23 protein-coding genes and 1 pseudogene are annotated in these 25,622 nt (G+C 33.3%); 2 read left to right on the top strand and 22 right to left on the bottom strand.

The features are described from left to right. Positions 1-28: 28 nt before the first annotated feature. The 8 genes from tarL to pgsB form a co-directional block, all read right to left on the bottom strand. Positions 29-1,717, bottom strand: a complete 1,689-nt coding sequence (tarL, locus tag AOB58_RS10905) for a teichoic acid ribitol-phosphate polymerase TarL (RefSeq protein WP_064783427.1) — start codon at positions 1,715-1,717, stop codon at positions 29-31. Positions 1,718-1,839: 122 nt separating this feature from the next. After that, entirely contained in the window at positions 1,840-2,868 is a 1,029-nt protein-coding gene (locus AOB58_RS10900) for an alcohol dehydrogenase catalytic domain-containing protein (protein WP_064783426.1), read from the bottom strand. Beyond that, complete coding sequence (locus AOB58_RS10895; RefSeq protein WP_064783425.1) at positions 2,861-3,577, bottom strand: D-ribitol-5-phosphate cytidylyltransferase; 717 nt, start codon at positions 3,575-3,577, stop codon at positions 2,861-2,863. The genes AOB58_RS10900 and AOB58_RS10895 overlap by 8 nt, the downstream gene beginning before the upstream one ends. Before the next feature lie 405 nt (positions 3,578-3,982). Then, positions 3,983-5,632, bottom strand: coding sequence for a gamma-glutamyltransferase (locus AOB58_RS10890; RefSeq protein WP_064783424.1), 1,650 nt, complete (start codon positions 5,630-5,632; stop codon positions 3,983-3,985). A gap of 2 nt (positions 5,633-5,634) precedes the next feature. Next, positions 5,635-5,793: a hypothetical protein gene (locus AOB58_RS13680; RefSeq protein ID WP_021338608.1), complete on the bottom strand. Its 159-nt coding sequence runs from the start codon at positions 5,791-5,793 to the stop codon at positions 5,635-5,637. Next, a complete protein-coding gene (locus AOB58_RS10885) occupies positions 5,783-6,853 on the bottom strand; it encodes a CapA family protein (protein ID WP_002506668.1) in 1,071 nt (356 codons plus the stop codon). The genes AOB58_RS13680 and AOB58_RS10885 overlap by 11 nt, the downstream gene beginning before the upstream one ends. A gap of 14 nt (positions 6,854-6,867) precedes the next feature. Continuing rightward, entirely contained in the window at positions 6,868-7,320 is a 453-nt protein-coding gene (gene pgsC, locus AOB58_RS10880; RefSeq protein WP_002506667.1) for a poly-gamma-glutamate biosynthesis protein PgsC, read from the bottom strand. 1 nt (position 7,321) lies between these two features. Next, positions 7,322-8,479 carry a poly-gamma-glutamate synthase PgsB gene (gene pgsB / locus AOB58_RS10875; protein WP_002506666.1) on the bottom strand — a complete coding sequence of 386 codons (1,158 nt, stop codon included), beginning with the start codon at positions 8,477-8,479 and terminating at the stop codon, positions 7,322-7,324. Positions 8,480-8,919: 440 nt separating this feature from the next. Here pgsB and AOB58_RS10870 point away from each other — a divergent pair, with 440 nt between their 5' ends. Both AOB58_RS10870 and AOB58_RS10865 read left to right on the top strand, forming a co-directional pair. After that, on the top strand, positions 8,920-9,246 hold the full coding sequence (locus AOB58_RS10870; RefSeq protein ID WP_021338609.1) for a hypothetical protein: 327 nt from the start codon (positions 8,920-8,922) through the stop codon (positions 9,244-9,246). 167 nt (positions 9,247-9,413) lie between these two features. Then, positions 9,414-10,568, top strand: a complete 1,155-nt coding sequence (locus AOB58_RS10865) for an ArgE/DapE family deacylase (protein WP_021338610.1) — start codon at positions 9,414-9,416, stop codon at positions 10,566-10,568. A gap of 321 nt (positions 10,569-10,889) precedes the next feature. Here the strand turns inward: AOB58_RS10865 and AOB58_RS10860 are convergent, their stop codons facing one another. The 14 genes and pseudogenes from AOB58_RS10860 to AOB58_RS10795 all read right to left on the bottom strand — a co-directional run bounded on the left by AOB58_RS10860 (position 10,890) and on the right by AOB58_RS10795 (position 25,584). Further along, positions 10,890-11,864 (bottom strand): alpha/beta hydrolase fold domain-containing protein, encoded by a 975-nt coding sequence (locus AOB58_RS10860; RefSeq protein ID WP_064783423.1) that lies wholly within the window; start codon positions 11,862-11,864, stop codon positions 10,890-10,892. Positions 11,865-12,044: 180 nt separating this feature from the next. Then, complete coding sequence (locus AOB58_RS10855) at positions 12,045-12,530, bottom strand: GNAT family N-acetyltransferase (RefSeq protein WP_021338612.1); 486 nt, start codon at positions 12,528-12,530, stop codon at positions 12,045-12,047. A 164-nt stretch (positions 12,531-12,694) separates the two neighbouring features. Continuing rightward, a pseudogene (locus tag AOB58_RS13475) lies at positions 12,695-12,990 on the bottom strand (transposase); the annotation flags it as partial. 91 nt (positions 12,991-13,081) lie between these two features. Next, on the bottom strand, positions 13,082-13,408 hold the full coding sequence (locus AOB58_RS10845; protein WP_021338614.1) for a thioredoxin family protein: 327 nt from the start codon (positions 13,406-13,408) through the stop codon (positions 13,082-13,084). A 164-nt stretch (positions 13,409-13,572) separates the two neighbouring features. Then, positions 13,573-14,556: a D-cysteine desulfhydrase family protein gene (locus AOB58_RS10840; RefSeq protein WP_064783422.1), complete on the bottom strand. Its 984-nt coding sequence runs from the start codon at positions 14,554-14,556 to the stop codon at positions 13,573-13,575. Between the two features lie 30 nt (positions 14,557-14,586). Next, entirely contained in the window at positions 14,587-15,108 is a 522-nt protein-coding gene (locus AOB58_RS10835; protein ID WP_021338616.1) for a VOC family protein, read from the bottom strand. Between the two features lie 41 nt (positions 15,109-15,149). After that, positions 15,150-15,698 carry a GNAT family N-acetyltransferase gene (locus tag AOB58_RS10830; RefSeq protein WP_021338617.1) on the bottom strand — a complete coding sequence of 183 codons (549 nt, stop codon included), beginning with the start codon at positions 15,696-15,698 and terminating at the stop codon, positions 15,150-15,152. Between the two features lie 143 nt (positions 15,699-15,841). Continuing rightward, entirely contained in the window at positions 15,842-17,875 is a 2,034-nt protein-coding gene (gene ptsG / locus AOB58_RS10825) for a glucose-specific PTS transporter subunit IIBC (protein WP_064783421.1), read from the bottom strand. A 227-nt stretch (positions 17,876-18,102) separates the two neighbouring features. Then, positions 18,103-19,497 (bottom strand): YfcC family protein, encoded by a 1,395-nt coding sequence (locus AOB58_RS10820; protein ID WP_021338619.1) that lies wholly within the window; start codon positions 19,495-19,497, stop codon positions 18,103-18,105. A 337-nt stretch (positions 19,498-19,834) separates the two neighbouring features. Next, a complete protein-coding gene (locus AOB58_RS10815; protein ID WP_064783420.1) occupies positions 19,835-22,009 on the bottom strand; it encodes a heavy metal translocating P-type ATPase in 2,175 nt (724 codons plus the stop codon). Further along, positions 22,002-22,370: an ArsR/SmtB family transcription factor gene (locus tag AOB58_RS10810; RefSeq protein ID WP_021338621.1), complete on the bottom strand. Its 369-nt coding sequence runs from the start codon at positions 22,368-22,370 to the stop codon at positions 22,002-22,004. Before AOB58_RS10810 ends, AOB58_RS10815 begins: the two co-directional genes overlap by 8 nt. Before the next feature lie 306 nt (positions 22,371-22,676). Beyond that, entirely contained in the window at positions 22,677-24,419 is a 1,743-nt protein-coding gene (locus AOB58_RS10805; protein WP_002506655.1) for a pyruvate oxidase, read from the bottom strand. 91 nt (positions 24,420-24,510) lie between these two features. After that, the gene (locus AOB58_RS10800) at positions 24,511-25,197 is read right to left on the bottom strand and encodes an LrgB family protein (RefSeq protein WP_002511541.1); all 687 of its coding nucleotides are present in this window, start codon (positions 25,195-25,197) and stop codon (positions 24,511-24,513) included. Continuing rightward, a complete protein-coding gene (locus tag AOB58_RS10795; protein ID WP_002511542.1) occupies positions 25,198-25,584 on the bottom strand; it encodes a CidA/LrgA family protein in 387 nt (128 codons plus the stop codon). It abuts the gene before it with no gap. Positions 25,585-25,622 lie beyond the last annotated feature (38 nt).

Genomic DNA, 25,622 nt, shown 5'->3' with positions numbered 1-25,622 from the left:
GATCTTATTATTTTAGTTGTACTATAAGTTAACTTCCAAATACATTTCTTACTAAACGTTCACTTGAGCGCCCGTCTTGATATTTAAAATGTTTGTCTAAGAAAGGTGATACTTTTTCTACTTCGTAATCGCTATTATCTAATGCCGTAATTAAATCTTCAAATGATTCGATAATTTTACCTGGAACAAAAGTTTCATAAGGTTCATAAAAATCACGCGAAGTAATGTAGTCTTCAAGGTCAAATGCATAAAAGAGCATTGGACGTTTAAATACTGCAAATTCATATACAAGAGAAGAATAATCACTGATCAATATATCTGTAACAAATAGAATGTCGTTAACTTCTCTAAAATCTGATACATCTACAAAATATTGTTCATATTCTCTAGGTATATTTAGTCTGTTTTTCACAAATGGATGCATTTTGAACAGCACAACTGCATTATTTTCACGACAATAACGCGCAAATCTCGCAAAGTCTATTTTAAAGAATGGGTAATGTGCTGTGTGGTGGCCACTGCCTCTAAATGTTGGTGCAAATAGAATAACTTTTTTACCTTTAATGATAGGTAAATCTTGCTCCATTTCAGCTACAATTTCTCTTTCATAATTTTCATCGAAAAGAATGTCTGTTCTAGGCACGCCTGTTGGTATAATATTCTGTTCTTTAATGCCAAACGCTTCCCCATAAAAAGGAATATCTGTTTCAGATGAGACAAAGGCTTTTGTATAATTTCTATGGTTGACGGAATTAAAGAACGGCCCACCTTTTTTACCAGTACGGCTATATCCAACTGTTTTAAAGGCACCTACTGCATGCCAAACCTGTATAATTTCTTGGCTTTTTCTAAACTTCACTGTATATAATAGTGGATGAAAATCATCTACGAAAATATAATCTGCTTTACCTAATAAAAACGGAAACTTAAACTTATCTATGAAATTTCTTCTTGCAGAAATATTCGATTTAAACAAGGCATGAATTTTATACTTTTCATCTAAATTTTGACGTAACATTTCATTATATACATACTCAAAGTTACCTGACATATATTCTCTTGAATCAGAAGTGAATAATACTGTATTGCCTTTTTTTAAGTGGAAAAATTTAGTTACTTTAAATATAGATTGAAATACAAAATTACGCACATTAAAAGAGTATCTATTGTATTTCAAACGCAAATCTATTATTTTTTTCTTAACTGGATTTACTTTTGGTAAAGGCGCTTTAAAATCAATATTTAATACAAATTCATTTACTTCGCTTGAAATCATTGGCTGAACAATATATTCTGTTTTCTTAGAATTGCCACCTTTTTTAAATACGAACTCATAATGCGTCAAAAGATAATTATTTTTTCCATTTTGTGTTTCTTCTGCTGCATATTCTTCTAGTTGTGTATCATCTAATTCATAACTATCAGGATTCAGTAATATTTCATTGATATGTGCAATATAATCAAAATCGTCTTTATAGACAATGAGATATTCACCAGATGGAAGATAGTTTCCATCATCTAAAATCGCCACATTAAAGCGTGCTTTAAACTTGTTTCCTTCAATTTTCACATCATTTGCTGCTAATTCTTTAGTTTCAGTCAAATTTCGCAAAACAAAATTTTTCTTGTTAAGCTCAATATCGTTAACGTGACCTTCAATAAATAATTGAATTCGCTCCCAATAGATGTCATCAATTATTATTTTAGATTTGCTCAATTTTAAAAACCCTCTCTTGTTCAATTAATTAGTTTTATAACCATAGAATCGATATTAATAACTAATTTAAAATAAATATAAATTCGAATTTTCAGTTATTTATATTTATATATTCATGTTCTTTACATTGTCCATTTAAGCACAGTCTTGCCCCATGATGTTGATAAATCTGTTTCAAATGCTTTTACCGCATCATTAATTGTTTTAATATCAAATTCATTACCTTTTAGAAGTGCTAATTTTTCAACGACATCAGGATTGTCTTTATAAAATTGAGCAACATCTCTGAAATCTTGTGCACCACTTCTACTACTACCAAACATCGTTATACCTTTTTCTAATACAAGACGTGTATTTACTTCTATTGAATATTCACTTACGCCTAACAAACTAATTGTCCCTTCTGGAGAAATCAAATCAATAATCTGATTCACCGCTGACTGGCTTCCTTTACCGCCTACACATTCGAAACCATGGTCAAATGAAACATTTTCCGGAACTTCATGAATGTGATATATATGTTCTACAAATGAAAAATGACTTAACTTGTAATCCGTTTTACCAAAAACATAAATTTTAGCGTTTGGATATAGTTTATGAAGTAAAATAGCTGTTATATAACCTAAATTCCCATCTCCCCATACACCAAAACTATTTTTATATGAAATTGATTTACGTTCAAAACGTTGAATTGCGTGCCAAGCTACGCTAACTAGTTCAGAGTAAGCAATTGTACTTAAATCTTCGATGCTATCATCTATTTCAACGACTCTATCGTAATCCATAAATACATAATCTTGCATAAATCCATCAAAACCACTAGATCTAAATTTACTGCTTGGCAAATAATTTTCAGCTATGACATTATCTTTTTCTACTGGTGTATTAGGCACCATGATAACTCTCGTACCAATCTCAAACACACCTTTATTATCGTAAACAACTTCACCAACACCTTCATGAATCAATGACATTGGCAGCTTGTTTTTCAGCACTTTTTCATTTCTACTACCTGTATAATATCTTTGATCTGCTGCACAAATTGACAAATACAGTGGTCTTATAATAACTTTATCGCTTTTAATGTCTTCATTATTATATGTTACTTCAAATTGTCTCGGAGCAACGAGTTGATATACTTGATTAATCACTCGACATCCCACCTTTTATGATTGAGTTAGCAACTTTAAGATCATAAGGTGTCGTTATTTTTATATTGTATAATTCTCCCATAACTAGTCTTACAGATTTGTTTGCTACAACTAGTATCTTACAGGCATCTGTCATAATTTTCTTATCGTCACTCGAAAGCTCATTATAACTATTTCTTAACAAATTAATATTAAAAGATTGAGGCGTTTGACCTTGATACATTTCACTTCTAACTGGTATAGACTTTATGGATTCACCATCTTCTGATGTGATGATTGTGTCAGTAGCTGTTATTACAGTATCTACAGCACCATATTTCAAAACACTTGCTATGTTTTCTTTAATAATACGGTGTGTTAAAAACGGTCTAACTGCATCATGTGTAACAATAACATCTTCATCAGTAATACCATTTTCAGCTTCTGCTGCTTCTATAACACTCATAATCGTTTCATTACGGTCCTCGCCGCCTTGCACAACTTTAATTCTGTCATCATTAATATTATGTTTACGTAAAGTATCTTTTGTATGAGAAATCCATTTTTGAGGTGTAGCAATATAGATTTTATCGAATTCACTTGTTAATAAGAATTTCTCTACTGTATGAATAAGAATAGGTTTCCCATCTAAATCTAAAAATTGTTTTGGTAATGGAACATTTCCCATTCTTGATCCAATACCTCCAGCCAAAATACCAGCATATATCATATATTTCCCTCCTATGTAGTTGTTGCTTTTTCAGTTTTTATTTTATTTTTCAAATTTTATTATTAAATAACTTAGCTATATAAATCTGTTTTATAAGTCCATTTTTACACTGTACTCATAAAATGTATTATATAAACATTATATTACCAACTATTATAGTCTTTTTCTACTTATATCCATCCCCGTACCAGTTAATATAGTTTTTTTCTAATTTCAAACCACATCTTTACTTTTATAATAAATATTACAGAACTTTATAAAATTTATTTCCGACTAATATCCTAAACTTATTTAAAATGATATGGCAAAAAAGCAGATTTCCTATTTAAGGAAATCTACCTTTTCATTTTTTGCCATCAAATTTGTTTTTTTCACTAAACTAACTCATTTAGCTTGTGCCTTATTTTATCTATTACCAACATCGTGTCCTATTTCTACAGTCTTATCATTTTTATTGTAAAGTGCTGCTTGAACACTACCAAAGTTAGGATCATTTCGTTTTTCTTCTACTTTAAAACCTAAACTTTTGAAAATAGAAACATCTGCCTTACTCATAGCATTTTCATAAAACACTGTACCGCCATCATTGTAAAAGCGTGGCTTATCTATTGACTCTTGAAGCGTGCCATTACCTTTTAAGTAATCTATCAGCACTTCATTGGTTGTGGTAGGAATCTTATTACCGCCTGGCGTCCCAATACCCATATAATAATCAGGACCCACGACTATACTTGGAGCTGTATATGATCTAGGTGTTTTATGCTTCCCACCATGGTTAGGACTTAAAGGATCAGAAGAAAAGTTTGATAAAGAGTTGTTCATATAGAAACCTTCCTTCATAAAATCACCTGAACCAAAGAAACTTGATAATGTATTAGTAGTACTTGTTACTTTGCCCTCTTTATCAACTACAACAAAGTGTGTTGTACTTGTATTATCTACATTATTTGTATTGAAATTACTTTCAAAGTTCACTTCATTTAGTTTGCCTAATAAATAATCTTGAGATAAGTATTCATCGTAATCTTCATCTTGTCCATTGACTATATCTCTATTTCGATACATAAGTGCTCTCGATTTTAAAATACCAGTAATATAATCTAAACGGTTATTAGGGGTAGTTTGATTATTTGGGTCTATTTGCTCATTTTCTGGCGCAGACTGGGTATTTTGCGGCACTTGATTGTTTGTTGCTTCATCTATTTCTAAACCTTGAAGCATCAGTGTGCCACCCAATGGATTAGATGCAGAATAAACTTTAGTATTTAAATAATCTGTGCTAACCGGTTCTTTTTTCGTGGTTTTATAACTATTAAAATCTTTTTCAGTTATTTCTTCATCTACTTGATCAGAAACACTTTCGCCCACTTTATCATAGAAATAGTCTGGTCCATGATCTCTAATTCCTTTGATTGTTTTAGCTAATTCTGGCTGTTTAACTACTTCACCTTCTCTTTTGGTTTTATCACCTTCAAAGAATGGTGAGTCCCTATCAACATCAGAACCGTATAATTTTAAACTGCGTTCTAATTCTGAATCAACTTCAAAACCTTCTTCTGCTAATGGAATCACATAGTTTAAAATTTTCTCTTCATCCATTTTACCCGCTTCTTTATGTGCATCATGTATCCCACGTACAAATCCTGGTGTACCTATTTCGTCTTTCTCATCATATTTAAACGATGAAATATCTTTGTATTGCCATTGCTTTGGCGCAACATTCGGTTTGCCATCATAGGCTAACATCGCGCCTCCGCCACCTAAACCAGATGAGTGAGGCTCGGTTATTGCTAATGCATATGAAACACCCATGGAAGCATCAACAGCATTGCCTCCGTCTTTAATAATTTTCTCCCCAACACGGCTTGCTATTGGATTATTCGAAGCAACACCGTAATTTTCATCTGATGGGTTCTGATCATGATCTGCAATCTTATTTTCATATAATTCATCTTTATTATAATTATCTTCTTTGGTTGCTATAAAAAAGATAAAAGAAATAATTATAGTAAGGAGTAAGATTGCGATGAGCGTTTTTTTATTATAAATACTCATACTTAAGCTCCTTTAGACAAATATTGGTGATGCGATGTTTTAAGTTCATTTTGTTCATATTGATCTAAACCTTCATTCGCTTGAGCAAATACAATTAATAAAAAGATGACTAACACTATTGAAACTACTGTAATACCCACCCATTGTGTTTTAATGTTCATATACGTAACCTCCATTCTCTTTTTTTAGATCCACACTTTTACTTTCAATATTGTTCAATAATTTAATTTCTTCCACTTTGTTAGGATTGGATTCTGTTATTTTTCCGCCCTGTGATTTAATTGGTGTTACCATAAATTCTGAATCCTTACCATTCCAATTTTGTTGAACAGCCAAGCCTTGTTTATTCTTAGATAAAAAATCCTCAGACGTTACGTTACCAAGACTATAAAAAATACTAGTACCTTTATATTTTTCAATCTGTTGAATCACTGAGTTGTGACCAATAATTACATCTGCACCAGCATCAACAAGTGAATGTGCATATTTCTTTTGTCGCGTTGTAACGGCACGTTCATCCGTTATTCCCCAGTCGACATTGACTACAACGTAATCATTTTCCTCTTTTAACTTTTTGATTAATGGAATATAAATATCCGGTTCTAAACTTACCGAAGTTGTATTCTTCAAGGAGTCAGTGTAATCAGACTCAACATCTGTAAACGAAACATTGGCAATTTTTTTACCTTTAACTGTTTGTTGTACTGTTTTACTATTAATAGGATTCGAACCATTTCCAGTTAAGTAATTATAACCAGCCTGCCCTTCTACCGCTCTACTAAACTCTCTCGCTGTTATATTATCGGTGACCTGGTTAATAATATTTAAACTTTTAATATTTAACCCCCTTAAAAACATGACATTCTCTAAATTCTTATTAATATTTGCTTTTCTATCTTCTGAAAAATTGGTGAGTTTTAAGCTTGCTGTTGAGTAATCACTTGCATTTAAAACACTTTCTATCGGACTAAAGGTGTCGTTAATATTGTTTTTTCTTATGTGCTTATTCATTTCTATATTACCTAAATAAGTCATCCTTATATCATCTTTGGCTTTCTTCATAGCTTGAACTGGTTCAACTTCTTGTGATGACATAGTGAATATTAAAAGTGCAATTGCCCCTATTAAAATAATGCCGGTGTATATAGAGTTGCGTTTTTTGTGACGTTTCGTCCATTTTAATACCCGTTCCTCTATAGTAAATCGTTTAGATTGCTTCATATTTATGCTCCTTACTAATTGATAAAGCTATAAAAGAATAAGATGACATAAGTAATACATGTTAATAACATACATGTAGATAAAGTAATAATGACACCTTGTTTTTGAATTGTATTTGCTATGATACCTGGAATAACAACGCCAATCCCTGACATTTCTACCATTTCAAATGGAGTTAAGGGATAAATGATGTCAAATACAAACTTTAATACCATACCAGTAAGTATCATTGCCGCAAATTTTCTACGACCATATAAAATTACGATTTTGCTTACACCATGATTAACAATGAAATATGTAATGCAACTAATAATGAGTACAGATAGTAACATAATCGGCTGATCAAAAATCAGCGCTAAATATCCTGGTACTACTAATCCAGCTGGACTAATACCAAATTTCTCGGCAAAGATTAGACTTAGTACAATGCCCACAAATAATGAAAAATATAACTCTGAACCTATCATATTATTTGATCCCTTCTATATATTGCGCTATTTCTTTACCTGGTCCGTGAATGTTACCAACACAGAAAATCAAGGCATTTTGAGACTCTTTATATAATGCGCGCTCAACTTCTTTTATATCTTTACCTTCGAAGTTTAAATACTTCTTATTCGGCTGGCCTTCCATTACATCGTTGACCATTTGAGTACTTTTACCTGTACAAATTAATGTATCGAATTCGACATCCTTTAAAAAATCTTCACAAAATTGTCTCGTTCTGTCGATTCTGTCTGAACGACAATTTAATATAAGTACAATTTTTTTATAAGGATAATTATAAGTTTCAACTTTGTCTAATATTGCTTTTGAAGATTTCGGTTCATTTGCAGCAAATGCATTAACATAAACGTTAGTTGAATTGTTAGCGTTAAAGTATTTAACTTCAACCGCTCCAACATCAGGGGGTGCATTTAACATGCCACGCAAGGCTGTATCTCGATCTATACCCATTGCTTCGGCAACACCCATAGCAATTGCAACATTATCTGGGAATACAATGTAACCGAACTTTCTTAGATAGGATTCGGGCACCTCTTCTTTATCAACAACGATTAATTTTGTTTTACGTTTTTTAGCAACTTTAGCAAAAAATTTAGTGTAGTCATCTTTCATTACTACAAGATGTCCTTTGTATGGAATGGTCGCTGTAAATGCTTCGGCAACTTCATCTAACGTCGGTCCTAACACATCCATATGATCTTCCATCACATTTACAATCACACCAATATTTGCTTTCACTAAGTCTTTTTGGAATGTAATTTGATAATCTGGATTAACTGCCATACATTCATTTACTAAGGCGTTGGCTTTTTGTTTTACAACTTTGCGAATAATATCACGTTGTTCGCCGATATTTGCTCCTTGAGGCTTCCTATAAACTGGATACTCTCTTGGTGTAAACCAATACAACATACGTGCATCTGTTCCTGTAGTTTTACCTATAACTCGGTAGTCATCCTCACGTAGTGTACTGTAAATCAATCTAGTTATAGTAGATTTACCTCTTATACCATTTATATTTATGCGTATCGGTACTTTTTCTAATCTGTAGGAATGTTGTTTTTTCTCAACAATACCTAGCCAAAGAATTAGACCTACGCATATGATGATGAGTAGCAAATTTTATCCCTCTTTTCAGCAGCGTATTTAATTTTATGTAAATATCAAAGCAGGTTAATCATGTTATTAATACATAGTGAAGATGTATCAACTAAAAATAGCATTCACAACATTTAAACAATTCCTACCTATCAATACGGTTATCCTACCATGTAGTTATTGATTTAATATAAATTGTTTGAAGTATAGATTAATTATTCGTAAATTCAAATTTACAAAACATGTAATATTCATCTTTTATCTTTATAAACCCTTATATAATGGCATTTTTATTTTTAGAAAAAATAAATACTTTTTTCGAAAAAATTTAATTTAATTTAGTAATGGGGATTTTTTGCCATAAACAAATATATAATATTTACTACTTCTTAACATGCTATTAAAATTCAAATGTTATCTTATATGTGTAGGGAGCAATAAATCTATCTAGGAGGCAGTTTATGAGTAAGTCTGTTAAATTAGTAGTTTCTATATATCTTGTTGTTGTATTTCTTATCACTTGTAGCTATCTCATTTTGATTTTAGTTGGAAGTATTCAAGGTAATGATATGAAGGGTGCAGTATTAGATACTGCCAATCCTACAAACATTGAAAATGTAGAATACAATAATGAATCTTCACCTGAAAAGACAACAACTGAAAGTAATAGTGTACCTGATGAATTACAATCTAGTCTTACTAAACCATTAAAAACAGAAGCTTTATCACACAATGTTAATACTCATACAGGGTCCCTAGATCGCACTTTTTCTAAGAGTCCTGTATGATTTTTTTGTTAAATATACGATATGTGCTCAAAATATAACTAAAAACTCAAATAAAATTCGCCTTTATTATTCATCTCCTATTTCGATACTTTAAAATTTTATTAGTCTGAATCTTCAGATATAATTAAATTGATAGTTATTATTTTATGAAAAGGGGTTTTATTAAGATGAGTAAATTTTCAGAAGCAGAAAAAGTTCAAATACTAGAAGATTTAGTAAGTATTAAATCTGTAAATGATCATGAAGTTGAAGTTTGTGAATATCTTAAAGATTTATTATCTAAACATGGTATCGACTCCAAAATAATTAAAATCAACGATACGCGCGCAAATTTAATAGCAGAGATTGGTAAAGATGGACCAGTTCTAGGTATTTCTGGGCATATGGATGTCGTTTCAGAAGGCGATAAAAATAAATGGACATATGATCCATTCAAATTAACTGAAGTAGATAATAAATTTTATGGACGTGGTTCTGCAGATATGAAATCAGGACTTGCTGCATTGGTCATCAGCTTGATTGATATCAAAGAACAAGAATTATTAGACCATGGTAAAATTCGTTTGCTCGCAACTGCAGGCGAAGAAATCGTCGGTGAAGGCGCAAAAGCTTTCCAAGAGCAAGGCTATATGAAAGATGTAGAAGCGCTCGTTATTGCCGAACCATCTCAAGATAGAATTGTTTATGCGCATAAAGGTTCAATGGACATTCGTGTTACTTCAAAAGGTAAAGCTTCGCATAGTTCCATGCCACACCTCGGGTTTAATGCTATTTCGCCACTTGTGAAATTTGTTTATAAAGCAGATGAAGGTTTTGAAAAGTTCAACAAAAGCAATACCCTTTTAGGTAATGTCATTATGAATGCTACTATCTTTAATGGCGGTAACCAAGTGAACTCGATTCCAGAACACGCTGAGTCAGAATTTAATATCCGTACTATTCCAGAACATGATAACGAACAATTCATTTCTTATTTTAATGAGATTTTAAAACAAGTTGAAACTGATCAAACAGATATTGAAATCGACACTTACATGTCTAGACCCCCTGTTTATACAACTGGTCAAAATAAACTAGCAGAATTAGCTCACGAAATGGGTACAAAATATTTAAATACTGATTTACCTTTAGAAGCTTCACCAGGTGTAACCGATGCTTCCGACCTACTTGTAGATAAAGATAAAGACTTTTCATTTATTATGTATGGCCCTGGTTTAGTCAGCCAAGCGCATCAAGTAGATGAATATGTAGAAAAAGATGTATATTTAGCATTTATTGATTTATTCACAGAATTTTTCCCAACTTATTTAAAAAATAAATAAATGATACTGCTAATCCGTATCATTTCCTAAAATGACTTAAGAAACAATATTTTATATATGAATTCAGACAATAACAATGAATAGTTTGATTATTTTTTTCTTTTTACTAATTATAGTGCTTTGCGCCGACTCCTGACTAGTTAATAAAGCACTAGCCGAAGACTACGAACTAATGCTGTGACAGCGGAATGTGCACACAAAAAACTGCCAACAAAACCCCAAACTTTATGGCACTCTAAAAGGGCTTTCCAAAAAATGGAAAGCCCTTTTATTTATATAGATTAATTTATAAAGATTTTTAGATTAAAAGATAAATTATTCTTAATGATTATTGATAATTTGCTTTAGTTGTTCTAAAAATTGTCGTCTTTCCGGAATTGGAAAGATTGGATGAATATGGAATAAATTATAACCTGGTAAGAAATCATGTTCGATATTTTTTTCATTTAATAAGTTCGATAATTTCACTGCATCTGGATATAACGTTTCTTTTGTACCTATTGAAATCGTAATATGTCCTAAGCCATCTAATGAACCATTGATTGGAGAAACCCGCCAATCTGTTAATGGTGTATCACCTGTCCACAATTCTATGAAACACTGTGTACCTTTAATAGCCAACATAGGATCTATTTTTTCATACGCAGGTGCTTCAGGATTAGATAAGGTCACATCTAAAACGGGAGAAATCAATACAATGTGACTTGGCTGTTCTAATTCTAATGTTTTGATATATTGCGCAAATGATAATGCAATTTGACCGCCTGCAGAATCACCCATGATAATCACTTGTTGTGGATGTTCTACTTGAGCAATTATATTTATATAGAGTTCAGTAAGCAATCCAAACGTTTCTTTGTAAGTTGCATGTGGTACTTTGGGATATACAGGCATAATGACCTTCGCGTCCAATTCATCTGCAAGTATATCTATATACTCAAAGTGCTTTTTGATAGGGTCTTGGACCCACGCACCTCCATGTAAATACAGTACAACTCGCTGCTGGCTATCTGCTTTATCATTCACTATATACGTCGTTGCATTTTGTATGGTTGTAGTTCGAACATCGTTTCGAAAGCTATAATCCGTGCCTTTGTGTGGCCCTTCTGTATCTCTCATCACAACTTTCAACATTTTCCTCGCATTTTCTACACTTTCAAATGGCTTTTTCATTTGTGTAGCTCTTATTGTTGCTTCATATAAAAAGCTTTTATAGCTACGTTTTTCTTTTACCTTAGCATAAAAGTAGGAAGTTATTACGCCAACACTCGTTAATCCTATAATTTTTTTAAACAAAATATATAACCTCCTCAATTCGTCTGATATATATTTTATAATAAAGAAGTTCATATTTTTAGTAAAAGCAATTATTTATATTCAATATTTTAATTTTATGTATATATCGTTGATTTCTCAACCTTACCTTGTCTTTTCGCCTGACATCTACAACATGCGCGTAGCATTAGGAATAAAATCCTAATCCAATATCATTGCCATATAGAGTTCATCATAGTAATGTTCATCCATATAAATTGATTCACGCTTAATACCTTCGATTTTAAATCCTAATTTTTCGTAAAAATTTATAGCAGGTGTATTCGATGTGATCACATTTAATTCTAAGCGTCTTAACCCCTTGCGCTTTGCCCACCTAATTGTTTCATCAAACATTTTTGTTGATAAACCTTGCTGTTGCTTATTATTAACGAGTCCTGTCATAATATAACCAATATGTTTCACCTTAAATAATGTACTAATATGTACAGAAAGATATCCTAAGATTTCATTGTCCTCTGTTTTAACACCAATATAAAAATTACGCTTAATATCATCAATAAATACTTCTTTATCAAAGCTACGTTCATCTGGCAAATACAACATATATTGCGTTTCTTGGTCGATTTTCTTCATACAAGTATATAGTTCCTCTGCTTCATCAGGACAGATTCTTTCTATTCGCATATACATCCCCCTATTGTACTATTAATATTCTTTATCATACATTATTCATAAAAAATATGAAACTTTTTATCTAATTACTCACATTTTTATTTTAAACAATTTAATTTTTTTGTGTTATTACAAGTATCAACAACACAAAGATGGACTCATTATCAATGCGTTTTTGTTCTATATGATGGCTTTTGATTTTGAGATAACCACATCATACGAATACTATCTGAAAGTGTAGCTTCAATTCTTCGTCCAGAAAATATAGATTGTGTATAGCATAAAGAATTACTTTCAATATCATTTTAGGGTGATAAGGTGATGCACTATTTAAGTGATTGAATTCGTAGAATTCTGTTTCTGGGATTGTTTCAACAATTTGATTAACTGCATGTGCGATATCATTGTTAGGAATCAAAATTTCAGTCTCCATTGGTAGTGTTAACTGAGTCATATTATAATTTTTATACATAAGACACCTCGTTTTAAAGTTATGTTAGAGTAACTTTAAAACGAGGTCTCTTATTTTTGTATTAATTTATATAATTGTACGCTACAATGCATTAATCTATACTTTGATACATCAAATTCAACTGATGTTCAAATCGTTGCATATCAATAAAGCGACCTTGTCTGTGCATTTCTTTTCCATCTAAATATATTAAATCTACTGGCACAGTAAATATCGATAGTTCACCAGCGATAGCTTCTAAATTACTTTGGTTTATAACCCCTAGTGACACATTAGGATATTCACCTACAAGTCCTTCTATTTGTGGTAACACTGCATGACAAACGCTACAATTGTCTCTCATTACATGTATAACCGCCAATTTATGATTGTTAACAAACGCGTGAAATGATTCTATCGTAGTCAATGTTCGCGTCATTTTTAAACACCATCCTCGTCACACAAATTGTATCTCATTATGAAACATTTTCAGATGAATAATCAACGTATTTGCTTCGAAAATACAATAACCCAATATTCTAAAATAGCTACTATCCTTTTAGCAATTGAACATATTATATTTTAAAATATAGCATACGACTATTATAGTGACTTGGTGTTTTTTAACAGTAATTGTTCGATACGCGTTCTTATCTCTTGCGTATAACCTTGTAAGCCACCTGTATGAATAAATAAAATGGATTGCTGATCATTATAATGACCTTGTTTTATTTCCTCAACAAGACCTCGAAAAGCTTTTCCAGTATATGTGGGATCTAATATTATTCCCTCTTGTTGCGCAACGTCGATATAAAACTGAAGTTCTTCATCCGTTGCTTGACCATATCCTAAACCAATATATTCGTCGTTGATTAAAATCGATTCAAACGAGGGCGTGTCCTTGTCTAAATCTTTAATAATCTCAATCACTTTATTTTTAAAGGTTTCAGCATTTTTGTTTACAGCATATCCAATGATTTGAGTCGCTAAATTATTACTCGTTTTGCCAAACCAAAGTCCAGCATATGTCCCACCAGAACCTACCGCTAAATTAATAGAATCAAACTGAACACCCATCGTGATTTCTTGGTTTAATATTTCTTCATAAGTATTAATATAACCATGAGCGCCTATCCAGTCAGATGCGCCAGCAGGTATTTTAAATGGCGTTTTGCCAGCTTCTTCTAATTCTCTATACCATATTTCCATCGTTTCTTCTCTTGAAGCGCTAGGTTCTATAAAATGTATATGAGCGCCTAACATCGTTGACAAAAACAAATTCCCTTCATAGTACTTCTTAGTTCCTCTCAATATTAAATGGCATTCTATATTGTATTGCGCGCAGACAGCAGCAGTTGCACGCGCATGATTAGATGTGATTGCTCCAGTTGTAATGACTGTATCATAACCGTTATCTAATACATACTGTATTGTATATTCTAATTTCCTTACCTTATTGCCTGAAATTTCGGTTCCTGTATAGTCATCTCTTTTAATATAGATGTCTTTACCTAATGACTGACTTAGTGTTTCTAATTTATGAATAGGTGTCTTTAAATTCGCGATATTTAATTTTCTTTGTAGCATCATCGATTCCCCTTAATTAAAGTATAATATTTATTTTTTAGGTATAAACACTTCAGCTTCACTGTCATTTGGATAATAATAACCATTAGGGATGGTCTGTAATTCAATTAAACTCCCCCATGGCGTGCGTATATATACGGTTTTATTATTTGCTGTATCTTCATATTTTGTATTACTGTGTGGTGCCGAAATCGGTTCGCCTCCTGCTTGTTTCACTCGATTAAAAGTTGTTTCAAAATCATCTACGTAAAATGAAATATGTGTAAAACCAATATCTTGTAATGATGCCGGACTTTGCTGAGTAGCATCTTTGAATTCAAACATTTCTATATTAGGTCCATTATGAAACACCATCATGCGTTTTTTTATAATTTTTGCTCCTTGTTCTATATCTAAGACATGTTCTACAAATGAACCTGATCGCGAATCATCAGCTTTGGTTTGACTATCATAGGCTATCTTGCCATCCAAAGCTTCTTTGAAAAATGTAGTTGCAACTTCAATATCTGGTACCGTCAATCCAATATGGTTTATCCCTCTTGTGATATCCATATCCATCCCCTTTCAATTGCAGTTAAAGTGTTCAATTTATTCTAGTGGAACTGTTCTTTTAATAATATATAACGGTTCATATCTCTAAATATTTCTCCATCGAATACATCTTGATAATCTGTAGCAACAAAAGAAAAGCCAACTTTTTCAGCAACTTTATTGCTTGGTATATTTCGAACATCGGCTAAAATAGTCAATTTATTTAAGCTTAACGTTTCAAATGCATAATGGCACATATACTTCACGCACGTCGTTGTAATTTGCTTACCTGTATAATCTTCAGCAATCCAATAACCAATTTCTGCTTTGCGATTCTTCGTATCTATTTTATGTAAATCTATGGTACCTATAAGATCATCTTCATAATAAATAAGAAATAAACGACCTGTATTGTCTGCATGTTGTTGAATCATCATTGTCAAATATGCACTTTCGTCTTGTACTGTGACATCTTCTGTAATAAATTCTAGAAATGGTTCTAAGTGTGAAAAATTTTCTTTAATTGTTTGATATAATGCTTCAGCCATATTTGACTCTGGTGGCACAAGTGTTACTTTGGGCATCACTTGCATTGATGGTCTATAGTTCATAATTTCACCCTCATTTTTAATATAATCATAACTCCTATGATATTTATAATTTCAGAATATTTCAACATTTTATTTTGTAAAATAAAAAACAGTTCGAATTCTTATCAATTCGAACTGTTTGAGATGCTATATAATATGATTATTTAGTCTTGTTTAACTGTCATAATCAATTGTTGTGATTTCACTTCTGATACATCAGTTATTTCAAGTGTACGATTTTCTAAGTTTGTTAATATCAATGGTGTCACAATACTAGGTGCATTTGCTTTAATATAGTCTAAATCAACTTGCATTAGCTTTTGACCTTTTTTAATTGTGTCTCCTGTACTCACCATTCTTTCAAAGCCAGAACCATCTAATTTAACAGTATCAATACCAATATGAATAAGTAATTCTATACCTTCATCTGACTCTATACCAATCGCATGTTTTGTAGGGAATATTGTTTTTACTGTACCGTCAAATGGTGCCACAATTTCTCCATCTTCAGGAACAAATCCTACACCATCACCCATCATTTTTTGAGCGAACACTTGGTCAGGTACTTCTGATAAAGGTATGATTTGACCTTTACCTGGTGAGTAAATTTCCACTTCATCCAAATCATCCATATGTGTAACTTTATTATCGTCTTCAACTGGTACTGTTGTTTCAGTTGGTTTTGTAATTTCACCTTTCATAATCATAGCCATATCATGCTTGATTTGATCGGATTTAGGACCGAATATTGCTTGCATATTATTACCTACTTCAAGCACGCCAGAAGCACCCAATTCTTTCAATCCAGCAACATCGACCTTACTCTTCTCTTTCACTTCAACACGTAGGCGTGTGATACAAGCATCAAGATGTTTAATATTCTCTTGGCCACCCATTGCATCTAATACTTCAAATGGTAATTCACTCGCTGTTGCTGTAGAAGCTTCAACTTGCTTGTCTTCACGACCAGGCGTTTTATAATTGAATTTTGTGATTAAGAATCGGAATACAAAGTAGTAAATTACTGCGTATACCAGTCCTACTGGAATCACAAGCCACCAATTTGTTTGGTTCGGTAACACGCCTAATAATACAAAGTCTATAAAACCACCTGAGAATGTATATCCTAAATGCACGTCTAATAGATACATAGTTAAGAACGCTAAACCATCCAGTATTGCATGAATAAAGAATAATAATGGCGCTACGAATAAGAATGAGAATTCTAATGGTTCCGTAATCCCTGTTAAGAACGAAGTTAAAGCTGCAGAACCCATCAAACCAGCCACAACTTTCTTACTTCCAGGTTTCGCTGTATGATAAATAGCCAAAGCTGCTGCAGGTAAGCCAAACATCATTACCGGGAATTCACCCTGCATAAATTTACCAGCTGTTAAATGACTTCCTTCACGAATTTGTTCTATAAAGATACGTTGGTCACCACGAATAATATCTCCTGCTGCGTTTGTCCATGAACCAAATTCAAACCAAAACGGTGCGTGGAAAATGTGATGTAAACCAAACGGTATTAATAAACGTTTGATAAAACCGAATAAGAATACAGATAAACCTGTATTGGCATCAAGTAACCCTTCACTAAATCCATTTAATCCTGTTTGAATAGTTGGCCATATTAAAGCCATCGGGAATGCTAATACAAAAGAAGTCAGTGCCATCATAATTGGCACAAAACGTTTACCAGCAAAGAACCCTAAATATGATGGTAATGAAATATTAAAGAATTTGTTATAACACCAAGCAGCAAGCGCCCCAATGATAATACCGCCAAACACCCCTGTTTGTAATGTTGGTATACCTAATACACTCGCATAACCACTCGCTGCATCATTTACATTATCTGGTGACACATGTAAAAATGCGCCCATCGTTTTATTCATAATGATATAGCCGACAAACGCAGCAATAGCTGCAACGCCGTCACCACCAGCTAACCCGATTGCAACACCCATCGCAAATATGATTGGCAAGTTATCGAATATAATACCACCTGCGCCAGCCATCATCTCACCGATACTTTGAATTCCTCCATTTTGTATAAATGGAAGGTATTGTTGTAAGGACTCCCCTTGAATTGCTGTCCCAATTGCTAGTAATAAACCAGCAGCTGGTAAAATTGCGACTGGTAACATTAACGCTTTACCAATACGTTGCAATTGTCCAAAAAACTTTTTAAACATACACAAAAACATCCCTTCTCTATCTTTTTCGCCAAAACGCACACAAAAAGGCATGAGCAAACAGACTATTCCCGATAGTCGCTTTGTTTGCTCATGCCTGCCTAACCAGTAACACGCAATATGACGATTTGTTTTAATTTAGTATATACTATTTCAAAAATTTATACAATATCCATTCGCATTCTATTTTTCAAAATGTTATAACTTCTTTTCACTATGATGTGCAATCAGTAGCCGATTATTAATGCAATAGACATCCCGATACTACAAATCACTACCCATATCACGATTAATTTCCACGCAAATTTCAGCCATTGTGTGTAAGTAATTTTCCCAACAGCTAACGCGCCCATGAGTATTGCCGACGTTGGGAATAAAACATTACTAATCGCATCTCCATATTGGAAGGCAAGCACAGTAACTTGTCTATTAATATTTAATAAGTCAGATATAGGTACCATTAAGGGCATTGTTGTTAATGCTTGGCCTGAACCTGATGGTATAAAGAAATTCAAGCAAAATTGTAATATAAACATTGCTATGATTACCATTGAAGAAGGTATATCTGCTAATAAAGTTGTCATGCCATATACAATTGTATCGATGACTTGACCATTCTCTAAAATCACAATAATACCTTTAGCAAAGCCGACAATCATTGCTCCAAATAGTATATCTTTCATACCTTCAATCATTGCATCGAAAGTGCCATTCATCCCTAGACCACCAATGAAACCTGCTAATAAACCTGCTAGTAAAAAGTTCGCACTCATTTCATTAAATGACCAACCATAAGTAAAAATACCATATACGTTTAATACAATCGCTGCAACGATTAAACCTAAACCTATTGCCTGTCTTTTTGTAAAGCGTGGTGTGGACATTTGGGTTTCTAGATTACTTTCTGCTTCTTCCAATTCATAAACAAGACTTTTAGTTTTATCCTTCTTAACTTTTCGAGCATAAAGCATTACTGTCATTATCGCGGCGCTTAAAATAAACAGATAGATGATTGTCCGTAGCCCCCAACCTGAAAACATGGGTAATTCAGCTACAGATTGCGCTACACCGACTGTAAATGGATTGAGCATACCACCTATAAATCCACTAGCTGCCCCAAGTATTACCATAGCAGCACCTGTAAGCGCATCATAGCCTAATGTTCGGGCAATAATGATACCAATTGGCACGAAAATAATCGTTTCTTCTGCTAGCCCAATAGAAAATCCTAGAATAGAAAAGATAGTCATTGTTAAAGGAATCATAAGCCCTTTATACGTTCCTAATGCTTGCATCGCTTTATTGACACCATTTTCAAATGCACCCGTCTTATGTACGATACCGAAGGCGCCACCTACTAAAAAGATGTAAAATACAATTTCTCCACCACTAATTAATCCTTCAGGTATCGCACGAAATATATCGAAAAATGATACACCATGCTGTTCTACTTCTTGATAAGATCCTGAAACAACTAGAGTTTGTCCATCTTTTTTCTCACGTGCAAACTCCCCCGCCGGAATTATGTATGTAAGTAAGCTTGAAAAAGCAATTATTATTAATAATAATGCATATGTATGTGGTGTTTTAAAACGATTTGATTTAAAAAATGATTTAAACATCACGTTCTTCCTTTCTTCTCTCAAACTTGCATTCGTCGCTATTTGCTATTTATATACTTATATAGCCTATTTTATGCGAAATAAGCACTCATGTTAATTTTTTATACAAAGCTCCTAATATATAGACTAGTAACAGAGAACAGTGTACTCACTTCTATTCATATTTTACGCTGTAATTGTATACAAAAAAGCTTAATCTCTCAATATCAATTTTGAGAAATTAAACTTTTAACTTATATTATGGAAGAAGGACGTTTCAGCCAAGAATTGTGCTTTCTCGAAACTGTTCGATAATACTCGCTTTTATTGTTTGACGAAAAAATTATCTATTTAAATGTTACTCATCTTCTTTAACTCGCATTAGTCTCATACCATTCAATGCCACAAGTAGCGTTGCACCCATATCTGAAAGTATCGCGATCCAAAGTGTTAACCATCCTGGAATAACTAAAAGCAATGCAATAATTTTTATTATTATTGCAAAAGTAATATTCGCTTTTATGATATTCAGCGTTTTACGGCTCAGTTTAATCGTAAATGGCAGCTTATTCAAATCATCTCCCATCAATACTACATCTGCCGTCTCAAGTGCTACATCCGTGCTTGCTCCGCCCATAGCGACACCGACTGTCGAAGCTGCTAAAGCTGGCGCATCATTGACACCATCTCCAACCATAGCCACGCGTTTATATTTGGATTTTAATTGTTTAATCACTTTAAGTTTATCTTCAGGTAGAAGTTCTGCTTTTATATCTGTAACACCAACTTGATTACCAATCGCCCCCGCAGTATTCTGGTTATCACCTGTTAACATGACAGTGTTTTCAATACTTACCTGATGTAGTTTGTGCAGTGCTTGTTGGCTCGTTTCTCGCACTTCATCAGCAACAGCAATTATGGCTTCAACACCTTTATCCGTTCCTGCTAGCATCACTGTTTTACCTTGCTCTTGAAGAGAAGAAATTAAATTTCTAAGTTTATTTTCAGAGTTATTTGCAGTTAATAACTCTGAAAACATTTTTGAATTCCCAACGTAAGTCATACGACCATCTATTCTACCTTTTATACCTTTACCTGTAATAGAAGAGAAATCTTCTACAATAAGATCTGAATAAGATATGTGTTCAGCATTCGCTTTACTCATAATTGCAGAAGCCAATGGATGTTGGGATCGATATTCTAATGCAGTAATAATGGACATTATTTCACGTTCATCCACTCGATTATTGATAACTTTGAAATCAGTCACGACTGGAACGCCTCTAGTCAAAGTGCCTGTTTTATCAAATGCAATTGCTTTCAGTGCTCCGATTTCTTCTAAGTAAATACCACCTTTGACAAGTACACCTTTCTTCGCAGCATTACCTATTGCCGATACTATGGCTATTGGTGTAGAAATAACAAGGGCACACGGGCATCCAACCACAAGAACTGCAAGCCCTTGATATACCCATTTATCCCAACTTGCTTCAAAGAATAGTGGTGGCAATAAAGCAACCATTGCCGCAATCATTATGATCACAGGTGTATAGTATTTTGCAAATTTATCTACAAATGCTTGTGACCGTGCACGTTCTGCTTGTGCTTCCTCCACGAGATGTATAATTTTGGATATTGTGGTATCTTCAACTCGTTTTGTAATTTTTACTTCTAGAAATCCTTCTTCATTTAGTGTGCCTGCATACACATCATCATCTTTATACTTTTCAACTGGGACAGATTCACCAGTGATTGCTGCTTGATTAATTGATGAGTAGCCATCAATTATAATACCGTCCATCGCAATTTTTTGACCTGGTTTTACAATCATAACATCCCCAACGACAATATCATCAACATGTACAGTCATTTCTTGGTTATCACGTTTGATTAAAGCCTTATTCGGGGCAACATCCATCAATGAAGTAATCGATGCTCTGGCTCGATCCATGGAGAATCGCTCTAATGATTCGCTAATCGAAAATAGAATCACCACAACTGATACCTCTGCCCATTCACCGATAATGACACCACCTATAACAGCAATTGTCATCAATGTTCTCATATCGAACTCTAATTGAATCAAATTCTTGAGACCAGTTGTTATCATGGAAGCGCCGCCGACAATCATTGATGTAATAAATAAAAGCGCCGTTATAATATTTTCATTTCCATTAATAAACATAGAAATAAAACCCAGCGACATAAATAATGCCGAATAGATTAATATACTATGTTTCTTATAAAACGGAATGTTTTCTTCTTGTTCATCTTTTGAATCCGAAGTTGTACGTGTTGTTGTTTTTGGTATTACTTTTAAATTTTCAAATGCACCGGCTTTTTCCAATTCTTCAATACTTGCTTCACCCTGCACAGAGATTTGAGAGGCACCAAAATTAACACTTGCATCGTGTACATTAGGCAGTTTTTTAACATTATTTTCAAACTTCCCTGCGCAATTGGCACATGAAAAACCCTGTACTCGATATGTACTACTTTCTTTATTTGTTACTTTGTCTTGCTGCTCAGACATTAGCGCTCACTTCTTTCCTATGCGTTAATGCCATCATCATAATCTGCTTGATATGTTCATCATCCAGCGAATAGAAAGCCATTTTCCCTTCTTTTCTAAACTTGAGTATCCCTTGTTTATTAAGCGTACGAAGATGATGAGAGGCATTTGCGATCGTCACACCAATGATATTTGAGATATCGCATACACATAATTCTTCTTCCTGACATAAAGCATAAGTAATTTTAGCTCTATTTTCGTCTGCGATTGCTTTCAAAAGTTGAGAAACACCGGAAATATCTATATTTTGTAAATCATGCTGTACTTTATTAACCTTTTTTTCGTCATAACAGAAAACTTCACACGTTTCATTTTTATTCATATCCTCCAACCTCTCATTAAAGTATATATTTGAATATCATTATACATTTAACTCAATAGTCATTCAAGTATCCACTTTAATGTATAAGGATATGTAACGCTAAAATTTTATGTAACATACTAAGTAAAAAATGGCAGTAATTTGTGCCGACTCCTGCGGGAAAAGCACTAGCCGAAGACTACAGGCTGAGGCTGTGCCCGCGGAAAGCGTGCACAAAAAAAGTGCCAACAAAGTCGGAGACTTTGTCGACACTCTGAAAGCTACCAAGCATAAAATAGTTTGGTAGCTTTAAATTAAAATATAAGTTTAGAAGAAACGTTTTACCGCCGTTGACATTGGAGGTAACTCCTCTAGGTCTAATTTTCCATCTTCAGTAATTGATCTAAATGCCCATTTACCATAATTCATTGCTTCATCCATCACAATCTTGCCTGGTAATGGTGCTGCAGTTTCATCAACGTACACGTTGACAATTGTTGGACGGTCTTGCGACATTGCATCTTCAACTACTTCGTCAATTCTATTTGGGTCAGTTAATGTGTAACCAACGCCACCACAACTTTCAGCAAATTTTGCGTAATCAATATCAGTGAAATTAATTGCATATTCTAATTCACCAGCTGCTTGTTGTTCGTATTTAATAAATGAAAGTTGTTGATTATTTAACACAAAGAACGTCATTGGTAAGTCATATTGTACTGCTGTTGCAAAGTCTTGCATTACCATTTGGAATGCACCATCACCAGCAATACCGACAACTTGACGATTAGGGTATGCTGTTTTAGCAGCAATGGCACCTGGCAATGCACAACCCATTGTACCTAACCAACTAGATACAATAAATTTATTGTTAACTGTTAAATTTAAATAACGTGTTGACCATACTGTTGATGTACCTACATCAATAGAAAAGATTGCATCGTCTGTTCTTACTTGGTTAATTGCATCCATTAGACGTTCTGGTCTAATGGGTTTACTGTTATCTTCTAAATCTTTTGCCATCCATGCATCCCAAGTTGCTTTTCTTTCTAATGTTTTCGTTAAGAAATCACGTTCTGATACATGTTTTACTGAATCTGTTAATTGTAGCAATGATAATTTACTGTCACCAACAATACCCACATTCACATCAAAACGGTGGCCAATATTTTCAGCATTGTTATCAATTTGAATTGCTTTAATATTTTTCTTAGGTAAATAATCCACATAAGGATAATTCGTACCTATCATGATTAATAGGTCGGCATCTTGTATTGTTTGGTAAGATGTTTTCGTTCCGATTTTACCTAGATTACCAATATTATAAGGATGCGCATCCGCTAATAAACCTTTCGCAGGTAGCGTGATAATTGAAGGTATTTTCACCGCTTCAATAAATTGAAGTAGTTCATCTTTGGCATGCTTAGCACCCATACCGACAAGTACTACCGGACGTTTACTTTTATTGATAAGCTTAGTTGCTTTTTTAATACTACGTGGTTTTGGTGTTACACGTGCTGGTGGTGCAGTGTCCACTTTTGTATTTGTTGTATCTTTAACTTTATTTGTTAATAAGTTATTCGGTAAGATTAATACGGCTACACCTTTTTTCTCATATGCAGTACGAATCGCTTCATTGACAATACCAAATATATCTTTGTCATTTTCAGATATTTGACGGTTATAGACTGACACGTCATCAACTAATTTGCTAATATCTGTTTCTTGGAATGCTTTCGTACCTAAAGCTGTACTATCTGTTTGACCAGCTAAAATAAGTTGAGGTACATTGTCCATTTTCGCATCATACATACCGTTAAGTAAGTGAATTACACCAGGTCCACCAATACTTAAAGCTACTCCAATTTTGCCAGTCACTTTCGTATAACTTGAAGCAGTTAGACTTGCAACTTCTTCGTGTCTAACATTAACAAATTTAATATTATTTCTAACTGTTCTTAAACTATCTACGACTGCATCTATAGAATCTCCTGGAATACCATATAAATGATCAATATCCCATGCTTGCAACGCTTTTACTAATGCTTCATTTGCTTTAATTTTTGCCATTTTTAAAATAGCTCCTTTCAAATTTCAATCATTTTAAATCGTTGATTCTTCTGATGTTGTTTGCAGTAAAATATCTAGTTCGTTTTAAAACTTAATATAATAAGAGGACGAGTATCGGTAATACAATAGAACTTAAAACGGCTGTTAAAATCATACCGATAGAACTAAAAGCCCCCGACTCACCATCTATTTCAAATGCTTGTGCCGTACCGAATGCATGAGATGCATTACCGTACGTTAAACCTTTTGCAATAGCGGTCTTAAATCTTCCCACTTTTAATAAATAAGACCCTAATATACTACCAATTAACCCTGTCGCGACGATAAACATAACAGTAATCGTATCTACCCCGCCCAGTTGATTTGAAACTTCTATACCAACTGCGGCAGTCATAGAGCGTGGTAACATCGTCATAATAACTTCTCTTGAATAACCTAATATTTTCAATAAGCAAAATATAAACACAAAGTTTAATATCACTGCTGAGAAGACACTACTGAATATGATATTGGCATGTTTTAATATTTTATGACGGTTCTGATATAACGGAAAAGCTAAACAAACCACCGTACAGTTTAATAGATAATTAATCCATTGACCGCCAACCATATAACCTTGATAATCTACATTAAATAGAAGCAAGATCGTAATAATACCAATAGAAGATATGAGTGCTGGATTTAAAAACGGGTTTTTAAATTTTTGCTGTAATTTTTTAGCTCCAGCATACATAACAATTGTTAAGACAATCATTATCAAAGCATTTAAAAGTGTCATCTAATCTTGTCCATTCCCATATTCCGTAGTTCTAACCATTTTCTCCGCTATAAACCCTGAAATTAAAGCAACACAGCAAGTTCCTAAAATAATCATTGCGAAGAATAAAATGAAATTTAAATTAATCTCAGATACGACATCCATGACCCCTACAACGGAAGGTACAAAGAAAAATACCATAGTTGTTAAGAAAAAATTCGAACCTTTACTAACCCATTGTGATGGGATAATTTTAAATTGTAGTAAGAGAAAAAATAAGATTAAGCCTACGATGCTTCCTGCAATTGGAATGTGCAGAACACTTTGCAAGACATTTCCAGCATACGTAATAGCCATAATCATTAATATTTGAAATAAAACTCTAACTACCTTTAGTGACATCTGCATTTTTATCATCCCTTTATCGTCATTTTTATTTGGTGTTT

This window comes from Staphylococcus sp. AntiMn-1 (assembly GCF_001663395.1).
Classification (GTDB): domain Bacteria; phylum Bacillota; class Bacilli; order Staphylococcales; family Staphylococcaceae; genus Staphylococcus; species Staphylococcus equorum.
The sequence above is the reverse complement of the archived record's forward strand: the minus strand, read 5'-3'. Positions and strand labels throughout refer to the sequence as shown.

What these genes read in the sequence shown, in the direction of transcription:
- AOB58_RS10895 (WP_064783425.1), bottom strand. Translation starts at nt 3,577, where the DNA reads ATGATATATGCTGGTATTTTGGCTGGAGGTATTGGATCAAGAATGGGA.
- pgsC (WP_002506667.1), bottom strand. Translation starts at nt 7,320, where the DNA reads ATGATAGGTTCAGAGTTATATTTTTCATTATTTGTGGGCATTGTACTA.
- AOB58_RS10865 (WP_021338610.1), top strand. Translation starts at nt 9,414, where the DNA reads ATGAGTAAATTTTCAGAAGCAGAAAAAGTTCAAATACTAGAAGATTTA.
- AOB58_RS13680 (WP_021338608.1), bottom strand. Translation starts at nt 5,793, where the DNA reads ATGAACATTAAAACACAATGGGTGGGTATTACAGTAGTTTCAATAGTG.
- ptsG (WP_064783421.1), bottom strand. Translation starts at nt 17,875, where the DNA reads ATGTTTAAAAAGTTTTTTGGACAATTGCAACGTATTGGTAAAGCGTTA.
- AOB58_RS10820 (WP_021338619.1), bottom strand. Translation starts at nt 19,497, where the DNA reads ATGTTTAAATCATTTTTTAAATCAAATCGTTTTAAAACACCACATACA.
- AOB58_RS10845 (WP_021338614.1), bottom strand. Translation starts at nt 13,408, where the DNA reads ATGACGCGAACATTGACTACGATAGAATCATTTCACGCGTTTGTTAAC.
- AOB58_RS10835 (WP_021338616.1), bottom strand. Translation starts at nt 15,108, where the DNA reads ATGGATATCACAAGAGGGATAAACCATATTGGATTGACGGTACCAGAT.
- AOB58_RS10830 (WP_021338617.1), bottom strand. Translation starts at nt 15,698, where the DNA reads ATGAACTATAGACCATCAATGCAAGTGATGCCCAAAGTAACACTTGTG.
- AOB58_RS10815 (WP_064783420.1), bottom strand. Translation starts at nt 22,009, where the DNA reads ATGTCTGAGCAGCAAGACAAAGTAACAAATAAAGAAAGTAGTACATAT.
- AOB58_RS10795 (WP_002511542.1), bottom strand. Translation starts at nt 25,584, where the DNA reads ATGCAGATGTCACTAAAGGTAGTTAGAGTTTTATTTCAAATATTAATG.
- AOB58_RS10805 (WP_002506655.1), bottom strand. Translation starts at nt 24,419, where the DNA reads ATGGCAAAAATTAAAGCAAATGAAGCATTAGTAAAAGCGTTGCAAGCA.
- AOB58_RS10870 (WP_021338609.1), top strand. Translation starts at nt 8,920, where the DNA reads ATGAGTAAGTCTGTTAAATTAGTAGTTTCTATATATCTTGTTGTTGTA.
- AOB58_RS10890 (WP_064783424.1), bottom strand. Translation starts at nt 5,632, where the DNA reads ATGAGTATTTATAATAAAAAAACGCTCATCGCAATCTTACTCCTTACT.
- AOB58_RS10885 (WP_002506668.1), bottom strand. Translation starts at nt 6,853, where the DNA reads ATGAAGCAATCTAAACGATTTACTATAGAGGAACGGGTATTAAAATGG.
- AOB58_RS10800 (WP_002511541.1), bottom strand. Translation starts at nt 25,197, where the DNA reads ATGACACTTTTAAATGCTTTGATAATGATTGTCTTAACAATTGTTATG.
- AOB58_RS10855 (WP_021338612.1), bottom strand. Translation starts at nt 12,530, where the DNA reads ATGCGAATAGAAAGAATCTGTCCTGATGAAGCAGAGGAACTATATACT.
- AOB58_RS10810 (WP_021338621.1), bottom strand. Translation starts at nt 22,370, where the DNA reads ATGAATAAAAATGAAACGTGTGAAGTTTTCTGTTATGACGAAAAAAAG.
- AOB58_RS10840 (WP_064783422.1), bottom strand. Translation starts at nt 14,556, where the DNA reads ATGCTACAAAGAAAATTAAATATCGCGAATTTAAAGACACCTATTCAT.